General features: G+C 66.3%; 8 protein-coding genes and 1 pseudogene. 2 read left to right on the plus strand and 7 right to left on the minus strand.

From position 1 onward, the window contains the following. Together P1U75_RS16710 and P1U75_RS16715 are read right to left on the minus strand one after the other, a co-directional pair. Positions 1–139, minus strand: a pseudogene (locus P1U75_RS16710) (IS21 family transposase); the annotation flags it as partial. A gap of 382 nt (positions 140–521) precedes the next feature. Beyond that, the gene (locus P1U75_RS16715) at positions 522–3029 is read right to left on the minus strand and encodes an adenosylcobalamin-dependent ribonucleoside-diphosphate reductase (protein WP_300245252.1); all 2508 of its coding nucleotides are present in this window, start codon (positions 3027–3029) and stop codon (positions 522–524) included. Positions 3030–3221: 192 nt separating this feature from the next. Between P1U75_RS16715 and P1U75_RS16720 the strand changes: the two genes are divergently transcribed. Beyond that, complete coding sequence (locus P1U75_RS16720) at positions 3222–3653, plus strand: DUF1489 domain-containing protein (protein ID WP_300245253.1); 432 nt, start codon at positions 3222–3224, stop codon at positions 3651–3653. A 55-nt stretch (positions 3654–3708) separates the two neighbouring features. On the opposite strand, the gene hisG is transcribed toward P1U75_RS16720, so the two are convergent. From hisG to P1U75_RS16740, 4 genes are all read right to left on the minus strand, one after another. Next, positions 3709–4401: an ATP phosphoribosyltransferase gene (gene hisG / locus P1U75_RS16725; protein ID WP_300245254.1), complete on the minus strand. Its 693-nt coding sequence runs from the start codon at positions 4399–4401 to the stop codon at positions 3709–3711. After that, positions 4398–5486 (minus strand): ATP phosphoribosyltransferase regulatory subunit, encoded by a 1089-nt coding sequence (locus P1U75_RS16730; protein ID WP_300245256.1) that lies wholly within the window; start codon positions 5484–5486, stop codon positions 4398–4400. Before P1U75_RS16730 ends, hisG begins: the two co-directional genes overlap by 4 nt. Beyond that, positions 5486–6985 carry a histidine--tRNA ligase gene (gene hisS / locus P1U75_RS16735; protein WP_300245258.1) on the minus strand — a complete coding sequence of 500 codons (1500 nt, stop codon included), beginning with the start codon at positions 6983–6985 and terminating at the stop codon, positions 5486–5488. Before hisS ends, P1U75_RS16730 begins: the two co-directional genes overlap by 1 nt. An 83-nt stretch (positions 6986–7068) precedes the next feature. Beyond that, positions 7069–7872, minus strand: coding sequence for a crotonase/enoyl-CoA hydratase family protein (locus tag P1U75_RS16740; protein WP_300245260.1), 804 nt, complete (start codon positions 7870–7872; stop codon positions 7069–7071). Positions 7873–7993: 121 nt separating this feature from the next. Here P1U75_RS16740 and P1U75_RS16745 point away from each other — a divergent pair, with 121 nt between their 5' ends. Next, the gene (locus P1U75_RS16745) at positions 7994–8188 is read left to right on the plus strand and encodes a SlyX family protein (protein WP_300245262.1); all 195 of its coding nucleotides are present in this window, start codon (positions 7994–7996) and stop codon (positions 8186–8188) included. A 419-nt stretch (positions 8189–8607) separates the two neighbouring features. On the opposite strand, the gene dnaE is transcribed toward P1U75_RS16745, so the two are convergent. Next, the gene (gene dnaE / locus P1U75_RS16750) at positions 8608–12180 is read right to left on the minus strand and encodes a DNA polymerase III subunit alpha (protein ID WP_300245263.1); all 3573 of its coding nucleotides are present in this window, start codon (positions 12178–12180) and stop codon (positions 8608–8610) included. Between the last annotated feature and the right edge of the window lie 140 nt (positions 12181–12320).

The raw sequence follows: 12320 nt of genomic DNA on the forward strand, positions 1-12320 counted from the left end.
CGGTGGTCGTTGCGCCATCAATTACCACGATCTCATGGCTCCAGTCGAACTGGTAGGCCTCGCCCGGATCGAAGATCAGCGGCACATAGGCAGCGGCCGATGCCTCCTGTTCTTCCTTGGACCACGTGGCCGCGTATCGCCAGCTCACCTTGATTGTCATCAAAGAAGCGGGCCTCGATGAATTTGATCTTCGTCATGATTGGTCCTTCCCGGGCGCATAGCGCCGCTCAGACCTTGAGCCGCGTGGCGTGCTCAAGGTGATGGATGAAAGAACCCGGCCGGATTTGAGGCCTACTCCTGCGGCAAAGCTGTCAGTGGGTCAACGGGAGCACCAAGCTTGGGCGGCAATCTGGGACGATTCAGCCGGCCGAGACGGCCCAATCTATAAGGCATTGATTTAAAACAAAACCACCGACCGCAGCGCGGCCGATGGTCATTAATCCTCTGCCGGAATGGTCAAATTACCCCGGAAATGGACATTTTATCGTGTGTCCTACAACCAACAAGAATACCCCCACACCTCAGCCACACTTCGAATAGCCGCAGCTGGCGCAGGTCATGCAGCCTTCGATCATCCGCATCTCGTATTGGCCGCAAGACGGGCAAGCCTTGCCGCGCGGGGCGTCGAGGTTGACGACCTGCGCCCGCGGGTCGCTTTTCAGCCCCATCCCCTCGCCGGCGAGAAAGCCGATCGAGACCATGTGCCGTTCCAGTACACCACCGATGGCGGCCAGGATCGACGGGATGTACTTGCCCTGCACCCAGGCGCCGCCGCGTGGGTCGAACACGGCCTTGAGCTCCTCGACGACGAAACTCACGTCGCCGCCGCGCCGGAACACCGCCGAGATCATCCGGGTCAGCGCCACGGTCCAGGCAAAATGTTCCATGTTCTTGGAGTTGATGAACACCTCGAACGGGCGGCGATGGCCGTTGATGATAATATCGTTGATGGTCAGGTAGATGGCGTGTTCGCTGTCGGGCCATTTCAGCTTGTAGGTATTGCCCTCCAACGCCTGCGGCCGGTCCAGCGGCTCGGACATGTAGACGACGTCGCCATGCGGGGTCTGCGGTTCGGCGTCGGTATGGGTGACGACTTCGGGGGCACCTTCTGCGTCTCCGAACATTAGCCATGAAGGTTTCACTGAGAACAACTTGCCCAAAGCCTCCGCATGTTCTGCACGCAGAGGTTTCTTGCCGTTTTCTATTTCGTTATAATACGAGTGAGCAATCCCGAGAACTTCCGCGACCTCAGTCTGCGTCTTTGTCGCTTTTTTTCGCGACATTTTCAAACGCTCTCTGCGTGAAAGAACTGGAGCTTTTTCTGTCGGCTTCTCGCCCGACACACTCAACACCGACCCCGTCACATCGTTGGGCCGGTAGGTGGTGCAGCCCTTGCAGCCGGTCTCATAGGCCTGCATGTAGACATCCTTGAACGCGTCGAAATCGATGTCTTCGGGGCAGTTGATGGTCTTGGAGATCGAGCTGTCGATCCATTTCTGCGCCGCCGCCTGCATCCGCACGTGATCCAGCGGCGCCAGCGTCTGGGCGTTGACAAAGAACTCCGGCAACTCGGCCTCGCCGAACTTGTCGCGCCACATCTGCACGGCGTAATCGACCACCTCTTCCTCGCTGCGCGAGCCATCCTTTTGCAGCACCTTGCGGGTATAGCTATAGGCAAAGACCGGCTCGATCCCGCTGGACACATTGCCAGCGTACAGGCTGATCGTGCCGGTCGGGGCGATCGAGGTCAGCAGCGCGTTGCGGATGCCATGCTCGGCAATCGCCGCGCGCACGTCCGCGTCCATGTGCTGCATGGCACCGGAGGCGAGGAATTTCTCCGCCTCGAACAGCGGAAAGGCGCCCTTTTCGCGGGCCAGCTCGACCGAGGCAAGATAGGAGGCCCGCGCGATGGCGTGCAGCCAGTCCTCGGTCTGCTGCGCGGCCTCTTCGCTGCCGTACCGCAGCCCCAGCATCAGCAGCGCATCGGCCAGCCCGGTCACCCCCAGCCCGATCCGCCGCTTGGCCTGCGCCTCGGCGGCCTGCTCGGGCAGCGGGAATTTCGAGGTGTCGACCACGTTGTCCATCATCCGCACGGCGGTCGCGACCAGTTCCGACAGCGCCGCCAGGTCCAGCGCCGCCTCCGGTCCGAACGGATCGCTGACCAGCCGGGCCAGGTTGATCGAGCCCAGCAGGCAGGCGCCATAGGGCGGCAGCGGCTGCTCGCCGCAGGGGTTGGTGGCCGCGATGGTTTCGCAATAGCTGAGGTTGTTGGCGGCGTTGATGCGGTCGATGAAGATCACGCCGGGTTCGGCGTAATCATAGGTGGCCTGCATGATCTTGTTCCACAGGTCGCGCGCCTCGACGGTGTGATAAACCTTGCCGTCGAATTGCAGTTCCCACGGGGCATCGGCCTTGACCGCCTCCATGAAGGCATCGGTAACCAGCACCGACATGTTGAACATGCGCAGCCGGGCGGGGTCGGACTTGGCGGTGATGAACGCCTCGACATCGGGGTGATCGCAGCGCATCGTCGCCATCATCGCCCCCCGGCGCGACCCGGCCGACATGATGGTGCGGCACATCGCATCCCAGACATCCATGAACGACAACGGGCCCGAGGCATCGGCGGCCACGCCCGCAACGGCGGCGCCCCGGGGCCGGATGGTCGAGAAATCATAGCCGATGCCACCGCCCTGCTGCATGGTCAGCGCGGCCTCTTTGAGCATGTCGAAAATGCCGCCCATGGTATCCGGAATCGTGCCCATGACGAAACAGTTGAACAGCGTCACCTCGCGGGCGGTGCCGGCGCCGGCGGTGATACGCCCGGCGGGCAGGTACTTGAAATCCTCCAGCGCCGCATAGAACCGCTCTTCCCAGAGGTCCGGGTCCGACTCGACCCGGGCCAGATCGCGGGCGATCCGCCGCCAGCTGTCCTCGACCGTCAGGTCGATCGGCACACCGTCGGCGGATTTGAAGCGGTACTTCATATCCCAGATCTGCTCGGCGATGGGGGCGGCGAAACGGGTCATGGCGGCTGTCCTTGGCGGAGAAAACGATCCGGAAACGGAGGCCCACGATACACCAATCCGACCGAAAACCACAACACGTCCCGTCCCCCGTGCGGCCCGGAAAGATCACGTTTTTGCGCCATTTCCCACCACAGATTGCAGTCCCTCGATCAAGCTCTACAATATGAGCCTCGAACCATGGGGGCGACTCGCGTGACCGACACCATAAACCTGATCAAGCTCTGCGTCGGTGCCGAGGCGGTACAAGACCTGCTCGACTGGCAAAAGACCCCGCGTGCGCACGGGCCCGACGGGCTGCCGCGCCACGTCACCCGGATGTGGCCCAAGCGCGCCGAAGAGCTTCTGAACGGCGGCTCGCTCTACTGGGTGTTCAAGGGGCAGGTGCTGGCCCGCCAGCGCATCCTGCGGCTGGACGAGGTCACGGGCGGCGACGGGATCACCCGTTGCGGCATCGTGCTCGACCCCGATGTGGTGCTGACCCGCGCCGCGCCGCGCCGCCCGTTCCAGGGCTGGCGCTACCTGCGCCCCGAGGATGCGCCGGCCGACCTGCCCGCAGGCCGCATGCAGGAAGACGCCCTGCCCGAGGATCTGGACCGCGCGCTGGCCGAAATCGGGGTGCTGTGAACCGGACCCCTCCCCTGCCCTCCCGGGTCTGACCCGGAATCGCCCAGGCAGACCCTCAGCCGTCCACCCGTTTCAGCAGCGCCTTCAGCGCCGCCTTTTCCGTCGCGTCGCATTCGGCCACCCGGCTGCGCCAGAGCGTCGCCTGGCTGCGCAGAACCAGCCCGTCGCCGAGGATCTTCAGGTGATTGGCCCGCAGCGTCTCGCCGGTCGAGGTGATGTCGGCGATCGCCTCGGCAGTCTCGTTCTTGACGGTGCCCTCGGTGGCGCCCTGTCTGTCGACCAGCTGGTAATCGGCAACGCCAGCGTCGGTCAGGAAATCGCGCACCAGCCGGTGATACTTGGTCGCGATGCGCAGCCGGAAGCCGTGGCGCGCGCGAAACCCCGCCGCCGCCGCGTCCAGATCGTCGAGCGTGTCGACATCCACCCAGCAGCCTGGCACCGCAAGGATCAGATCGGCCTGGCCAAAGCCCAGCGGCGCGATCTCCTCGACCTGCTGCTCCCAGCGCGGCAGCTTCTCCTGCACCAGGTCGGTGCCGGTGACGCCAAGGTGAATGCGCCCGGCGGCCAGTTCGCGCGGGATCTCCCCCGCCGACAGCAGCACCAGCGACACCCCCTCGATCCCCTCGACCGCGCCGGAATACTCCCGGTCGGACCCGGTGCGGCTCAGCCGGATGCCGTGTTTCTCGAACCAGTCAAAGGTTTTGTCCATCAGCCGCCCCTTGGAGGGCACGCCCAGCTTCACACTCATCGCGCCGCCTCCTCGAGCGTCAGCATCACGCCGGGGCGCAGCACCCCGCCCACCGCCGGGATCTCGGTTCCATCGCCCAGCGCCCGGGTCAGCGCGTCATAGCGCCCGCCGGTCGCCACCGGCGGCAGATCGGCCCGCGTCGCGGCGTAAAAGCCAAAGACGAAACCGTCGTAATACTCCATCGAGGTGCGGCCATAGCTGGCCTCGAACTCCAGGGTCTCCACCTCGACCCCGCGCGCCGCAAGCGCACCGATCCGCGCCTCGAGCCGGTCCAGCGCCGGGGTGATCTGTGGCAGGTCCACCGCCACGTCGCGCAACCGTTCCAGCGCGAAAGGCAGCGTCTCGCGCACCGCCAGCAGGATTTCCAGCGCGGTCATCTCGCGTTCCGAGATCTTCGGCGCGGCGACATCGAACCGCAGCGCCTCGATCCGCGCCTCGATATCGGCACGGCTGCGCAGCCCGATCTGCGGCCCGGCCTCGGCCATCGGGTCGGCGGCCGCCAACAGCGCGGTCCGGGTCGCGGGCATCGGCGCGCGCCCCGAATAGCGATCCAGCAACGCGCGGAACCGACGCGGGCGCCAGATATGCCGCATCAGTGCCGATTTGCGCGCCTCGGTGGTCTCCAGCCCGGCAACGGCGGCCATCAGGATGCCGATATCGCCGGTCGACGCGCGCAGGTGCAGCCCCGACAGGGTGCCCGCGATCAGGGTAAAGACCTCGGCATCCGCCGCCGCCGGGTCGGTGCGGTCGAACACCTCGTACCCCACCTGGATATACTCGTTGTCGCGGTCCGGGTCGTGCTCCTGTCGGCGGAACACCTCGCCCGAATAGGTATAGCGCGCCGGGTCGGCCCCATGCGCCATATGCATCTGCACCACCGGCACGGTAAAGTCTGGGCGCAGCATCAACTCGCCGCGCAGCGCGTCCGAGGTCATGTAGGCCCGGCCACGAATATCCTCGCCGTAAAGATCCAGCAGGGTCTCGGCCGGTTGCAGCACCGGGGTTTCCACTGGCCGGGCGCCGACCTCTTCAAAATAGGCGCGCAACTGGGCGGCGCGGGCCAGAATGCGGGCGCGGCGCGGCATCAGCCCTGCCCGCCGTCTTGGCGGCCCAGGATCTCGCGCACCTTGGCGACCAGATCGGCGCGCGGCACCTCGAACTGGCTCGGGCGTTCCTTCCATTCCTCCAGCGTCGCGTTCTCGGCGATCTTGGCGCCCAGGATCAGATCCTTGATCTGCACCACGCCGCGCTCCTTCTCGTCGCCGCCCTCGATCACCGCGACGGGGGAATGGCGACGGTCGGCATACTTGAGCTGATTGCCGAAGTTCTTGGGGTTGCCGAGGTAGACCTCGGCGCGGATCCCGGCATTGCGCAGCTCGGCCACCATCGCCTGGTAATCCGCCATCCGGTCGCGGTCCATCACGGTGACCACCACCGGGCCCACCTCATGCGCGGTGATCCGGCCCTTTTCGCGCAGCGCCGCCAGCAGCCGGTCGACCCCGATGGAAATCCCCGTGGCCGGAACGCTCTGCCCGGTGAAGCGCTTGACCAGATCGTCATAGCGCCCGCCACCTGCAACCGAGCCGAACTGCCGCTTGCGGCCCTTCTCGTCGAAGATCTCGAAGGTGAGCTCCGCCTCGTAGACCGGCCCGGTGTAATACCCCAGGCCGCGCACCACCGAGGGGTCGATCACGATCCGGTCAGGGCCATAGCCCTGCGCGGAAAGCAGATCGGCGATCTGCTCCAACTCGGCCACGCCCTCGGCGCCCATCGCGCTCTCGCCCACGGCGGCGCGCAGGTTGGCCAGCGTCTCGGCCGCATCGGCGCCCCGGGAGGTAAGAAAGGCAACCACCGGCTCGGCCTGCGCATCGCTCAGCCCCACCCCGTCGATATAGGCGCCAGAGGCATCCAGCCGCCCCTTGCCCAGCAATTCGCGCACACCGGCCTCGCCGACCTTGTCGAACTTGTCGATGGTGCGCAGCACCGCGTCATGCAGGCCGGCGTCATCCCCCAACCCCATCGCCTCCAGCACGCCGTTCAGAACCTTCCGATTATTCACCCGGATCAGGTAATCGCCGCGCGGCATGCCGACCGCCTCCAGCGTGTCGGCCAGCATGGCGCAGATCTCGGCGTCGGCGGCCATCGCGCCGCTGCCGACGGTATCGGCATCGCATTGATAGAACTGGCGATAGCGCCCCGGCCCCGGCTTCTCGTTGCGCCAGACCGGCCCCATCGCATAGCGGCGATAGGGCGTCGGCAGATCGTTGCGATGCTGGGCATAGACCCGCGCCAGCGGCGCGGTCAGGTCATAGCGCAGCGCCAGCCAGTCGCCGCGATCCTCCTCGCCACCCTCCTGCCAGGCGAAGACGCCCTCGTTGGGGCGGTCCACGTCGGGCAGGAACTTGCCCAGCGCCTCGACCGTCTCCACCGCGCTGCTTTCCAGCGCGTCAAAGCCGTAGCGATGGTAAACCCCGGCGATCTGGCGCAGCATCTCGCTGCGCTGGGTCACCTCGGCGCCGAAATAGTCGCGGAAGCCTTTCGGCGTTTCGGCCTTGGGGCGGGGGGTTTTCTTGGGCTTGGCCATCGCGGGCTCCTGCTCACTCACCTGTCGCGGCGCGGTCTATCCCAACCCCCCCCGGGGGGCAAGGCGGCGCAAAGGCCCGCCGATCAGAGCGATGAGAAATCCCCGCCGCGCCCCTTGCCGGCGGCAAAGCGCGCCGCCCCTGCCCGCCCCTCGTCGGCGAACAGCGCGGAGGAGGCCCATTCGCGGCGCAGCGCGACGGCCAGATCGGCGGGCGGCAACCGCGCCGACATGTGATCGGCACGCAAACACCCCTGCGGGAACCGGGCCAGATCGCGGGCCAGCCCCTGCGCCGCCGCCAGCGCCCCGCCCTGCGGCACAACCCGGTCGGCAAAGCCCATCGCAAGCGCCTCCTCGGCCTGCACCGGTCGGCCGGTCAGGATCAGGTCATTGGCCCTCCCCTGCCCGAGGATACGCGGCAACCGCACCGTGCCGCCGTCGATCAGCGGCACGCCCCAGCGGCGGCAGAACACGCCGGTCGTCGCCCCCTGCCCCATCACCCGCATGTCGCACCAGGCCGCCAGCTCCATGCCGCCCGCCACCGCGTGCCCCTCGATCGCCGCGATCACCGGCTTGCGCAGCATCAGCCGCGACGGTCCCATCGGGCCGGGGCGCGGATCGCCGATCGGATCGGACCAGTCGTCGGGAATGTCGAGCCGCGCGATCCAATCATCGGCGGCGCCTGAGCCTGCCGCCTTCAGATCGAACCCGGCACAGAACGCCCCGCCGCTGCCGGTCAGAACCGCGACGGCAAGGTCGGGGTCGGCGTCGAAGTCCAGAAAGGTGTCGTACAGCGCCTGCGCGGTTTGCGGGTTCACCGCGTTGCGGGCGGCGGGTCGGTCGATGGCGATGATGCGCACCGGGCCGTCGGTTTCGATCTGAATGCTCATGGTATCTCCCTCGCTGATGTGCCCAGCCTGACCGCGCATCGCCCCTCCGGGCAAGACCGCGCATCGCGTGACGTTGCGCCCCACGCCGCGCCGGCCTATCTGGGCGGGAAAGGAGAACGCGATGCAGCAGATCGAAGAACGGCTGGCCCACTTGGCCCGCACCGTCGAGGACCTGAGCGATGTCGTCGCCCGCCAGCAGAGCGAGATCGACCGGATGACCCGCCGGGTCGAGATGCTGATGCAGCGCGAGGCCAGCCGCGAGGCCGAGGGCACCGGCGGCGTGGTGCTGGGCGACGAACGCCCGCCGCATTACTGAGCGACGGCTCTTTCCCACGCGGGGGGCAATCCGAAGCGCCGTGGGCAAGCACGAAGGGCCGTGCCCGGTCGTCATTGGTGCGCCATTGGTCCGGGCGACAATGGCGACGGGTGGGCGCTTCCCCGCTTTTCGGGCGAAGCACGGCGATGGCCCTCTGCCGAACGCCCCTTCGGCGCACACCCTCCGCAATGCGCCCTCCCGGGGGGAGGGTCTCTCGGGCATTGCTGTGCAATGCCCTGCCGACAGGCGATTGCAAGCAATCGCCGAGAGGCGGGCGCGGCCCGGCCTGACAGCCGGGCACCATCGTTCGAACGCGGTTCCATCGTCATCCCCCTGAAAGCGGGGACCACAGAACTTGGGCAACAAGGCATATAGGCCCCCGCTTTCGCGGGGATGACAGGGCATTAGTGCACGCGCCCCTACAACTCCTCCACGTCCAGCACCCCGTCGAGGCTCTTTAACGCGCCCTTGATCTGCGGGTTGATGGCGAACTCGGCGCCCAGGTCCATCTCCACCTCGCCCGGCAGCGCCGGGTCCAGCAGGCACAGCTGCACCGGACCCTTGGCCGCCCCGCGCGCGGCCCGGGCCGCCTCCTCGAGAATGGTGGCAACCGTGCTCACCGCCCCCGCCTCCTCGACGAATATCCTCAGCCCCGCCGTCCCCGCCTGCGCCACCGCCGCATCGACCGGCGCCACGCCTCGGCCCAACAGCTTCAACTGGTCGCTCTCCATCGTCGCTTCGACCGTCATCACCACCTTCGATCCGGTCTCCAGCGCATCGCGGGATTTCTCCAGTGCCTCGGAAAACAGCGTCACCTCGTAGGCGCCGGTCGGGTCGCTCAACTGCACGAAGGCAAAGCGGTTGCCGCGCGCCGACTTGCGCTCCTGACGGGACGACACCACCCCGGCGAGCTTGGCCACCAGCGGGCCGTTCCCGGCCTTTGCCGTCACCTCGTCCAGCGTCAGCACGCCCCGGCGCTTGAGCGGCACCATGTAATCGTCCAGCGGGTGACCCGACAGGTAGAACCCCACCGCCTTGAATTCCTCGGCCAGCCGCTCGGCCGGAAGCCAGTCGGGCGCGGGGCTCAACCTCGGCTCGGGCAGATCCGCCCCCGCCTCGCCAAACAGCGACACCTGCGCGCTGGCCTTCTGCTCGTGGATCGCCGCCGAATAGGCCACCAGCGCATCGAGGCTGTCGAACACCCGCCGCCGGTTGCGGTCGAGCTGGTCGAATGCCCCGGCCCGTGCCAGCATCTCCATCGGACGCTTGCCGATCTTCTTCAGATCCACCCGCCGGGCGAAATCGTAAAGCGTGGCAAAGGGCCGGTCCTGCCCCTCGGCGCGGCGCCCCTCGACCACCAGCCGCATCGCCTCAACCCCCACGTTCTTGAGCGCGCCGAGCCCATAGACCAGCTCGCCCTCTACAACGTTGAAGGTCGCCTCCGAGCGGTTGACGCAGGGCGGCACCCAGGGCAGCTTGAGCCCCTTGCGCACCTCTTCGAAATAGACGCCGAGCTTGTCGGTGAGGTGGATATCGCAGTTCATCACCCCGGCCATGAACTCGACCGGGTGGTTCGCCTTCAGCCATGCGGTCTGGTAGGAGACCACCGCATAGGCCGCCGCGTGCGACTTGTTGAAGCCGTAGTTGGCGAATTTCTCCAGCAGGTCGAAGACCTCCGATGCCTTCTTCTTGTCGACCCCGTTCTCCATCGCGCCCTTTTCGAACTTCGGGCGCTCCTTGGCCATTTCCTCGGCGATCTTCTTGCCCATCGCCCGGCGCAGCAGGTCGGCGCCGCCAAGGCTGTATCCCGCCATAACCTGGGCGATCTGCATCACCTGTTCCTGATAAACGATGATACCCTGCGTCTCGGCAAGGATGTGATCGATCGTGGGGTGGACCGAGGTGATCTCGCGCTGGCCGTTCTTGACCTCGCAATAGGTCGGGATGTTCTCCATCGGGCCCGGCCGGTAGAGCGCCACCAGCGCCACGATATCCTCGATGCAGGTGGGTTTCATGCGCTTGAGCGCATCCATCATGCCCGAGCTTTCCACCTGGAACACCGCCACCGTCTTGGCCCGGGCGTAGAGGTGATAGGTCTTCTCGTCGTCCAGCGGGATGGCGTTGATCTGATTCTCGGCGCCCTCGGCCGGCTGGTACAGCTGGGTACCGTCAGCAGCCACATGCAGCGGCCGGCCCGATTGCAGGATCAGATCCACAGCGTTCTGGATCACGGTCAGGGTTTTCAGGCCGAGAAAGTCGAACTTCACCAACCCGGCCTGTTCCACCCATTTCATGTTGAATTGGGTCGCCGGCATGTCCGAGCGCGGATCCTGGTAAAGCGGCACCAGCTCGTCCAGCGGCCGGTCGCCGATCACCACCCCGGCGGCGTGGGTCGAGGCATTGCGCAGCAGCCCCTCGACCTGCTGGCCATAGGTCAGCAGGCGATTCACCACCTCTTCCTCCTCCGCCGCCTCGCGCAGGCGCGGCTCGTCCTGCAGCGCCTTCTCGATGCTCACCGGCTTGACCCCCTCGACCGGGATCATCTTCGACAGCCGGTCGACCTGGCCATAGGGCATCTGCAGTACCCGGCCGATATCGCGCACCGCCGCCTTGGACAGAAGCGCGCCAAAGGTGATAATCTGGCCGACCTTGTCGCGGCCGTATTTCTGCTGCACATAGTGGATCGTCTCTTCGCGGCGGTCCATGCAGAAGTCGATGTCGAAGTCGGGCATCGAGACCCGTTCGGGGTTCAGGAACCGTTCGAACAGCAGGCTGTAGCGCAGCGGATCGAGGTCGGTGATGGTCAGCGCATAGGCCACCAGGCTCCCCGCGCCCGACCCCCGCCCGGGCCCGACGGGAATGTTGTTGTCCTTGGACCACTTGATGAAATCGGCCACGATCAGGAAATAGCCGGGAAAGCCCATCTTCTCGATGATGCCCATCTCGAATTCCAGCCGCTTTTCGTACTCCTCCACCGGAACGGCATGGGGGATCACGGCCAGCCGGGCGGCCAGCCCCGCCTTGGCCTGGCGGCGCAGTTCCTCGACCTCGTCATCTGCGAACTTCGGCAGGATCGGCGCCCGCTTGTACGTCATGAAGGCACAGCGCCGGGCGATCTCGACGGTGTTCTCCACCGCCTCCGGCAGGTCGGCGAACAGCGTGACCATCTCCTGCTGCGACTTGAAGTAATGCTGCGGGGTCAGGTGGCGGCGCGGGTCGGCCTGGTCGACATAGGCACCGTCGGCAATGCAGATCAGCGCGTCATGCGCCTCGTACATTTCGGGGTTCGGAAAGTACACATCGTTGGTTGCCACCAGCGGGATGTCCATCGCATAGGCCATCTCGACGAAACCGCGCTCGGTCAGCCGCTCGGCCTCGGGCGCGCCCTCCTCGCCGGGATGGCGCTGCAACTCGACATAAAGCCGGTCGCCGTAGATGCGGTGAAGGCGCCGCATCAACGCCCCGGCCTCTTCCGCCCGCCCCTGTTGCAGCATCTGGCCCACCGGCCCCTCCGGCCCGCCGGAGAGACAGATCAACCCCGCGCCGTGGCGCTCCAGCTCCTCCATCAGCACATGCGGCATCTGCCCGTCGCCGCGCAGGTAAAGGCAGGAGTTCAGCTTCATCAGGTTATCGTAGCCCTGCTCGCTCTGCGCCAGCAGAACCAGCGCCCCCGTCGGCAGCGCCTGCACGCGCGCGCCGGGCTGCGCCACGTCGCCGTCATAGGCCAGATCGACCTGGCAACCGACGATGGGCTGGATGCCCGCGCCCGAGAGGGTGACGGAAAACTCCAGCGCCGCGAACATGTTGTTGGTGTCGGTCAGGGCGACGGCGGGCATGTCGTGGGTCTGGCACAGGCCGGGGAGCCTTGTTTTTCCACTCTTGTCCTTTGGATCCTTCCCCCCGTCGACGAAGGATTTCAGCCGCACCGCCCCTTCCAGAAGCGAATACTCGGTATGGGTGCGGAGATGGATGAATCGGGGGGTGCTGCTCATGCCGGCAGGCTATCTCGCCGGCGCGGGCAGGGAAAGACACCGCCAACAACGATCTGACCGGCACCGGTGATCGCTGAGAAAACGGGCGCCATTAATCGGAAAATATTGAAAGAGTTTCAGGTGCCCAATGCGCCGGAATT

The organism is Antarcticimicrobium sp., from assembly GCF_029212575.1.
Lineage (GTDB): Bacteria > Pseudomonadota > Alphaproteobacteria > Rhodobacterales > Rhodobacteraceae > Antarcticimicrobium.

Excerpts from the sequence above, each read along its gene's own strand:
- P1U75_RS16715 (WP_300245252.1), bottom strand. The coding sequence starts at position 3,029 with ATGACCCGTTTCGCCGCCCCCATCGCCGAGCAGATCTGGGATATGAAG.
- hisG (WP_300245254.1), bottom strand. The coding sequence starts at position 4,401 with ATGAGTGTGAAGCTGGGCGTGCCCTCCAAGGGGCGGCTGATGGACAAA.
- P1U75_RS16730 (WP_300245256.1), bottom strand. The coding sequence starts at position 5,486 with ATGCCGCGCCGCGCCCGCATTCTGGCCCGCGCCGCCCAGTTGCGCGCC.
- hisS (WP_300245258.1), bottom strand. The coding sequence starts at position 6,985 with ATGGCCAAGCCCAAGAAAACCCCCCGCCCCAAGGCCGAAACGCCGAAA.
- P1U75_RS16740 (WP_300245260.1), bottom strand. The coding sequence starts at position 7,872 with ATGAGCATTCAGATCGAAACCGACGGCCCGGTGCGCATCATCGCCATC.
- P1U75_RS16745 (WP_300245262.1), top strand. The coding sequence starts at position 7,994 with ATGCAGCAGATCGAAGAACGGCTGGCCCACTTGGCCCGCACCGTCGAG.
- dnaE (WP_300245263.1), bottom strand. The coding sequence starts at position 12,180 with ATGAGCAGCACCCCCCGATTCATCCATCTCCGCACCCATACCGAGTAT.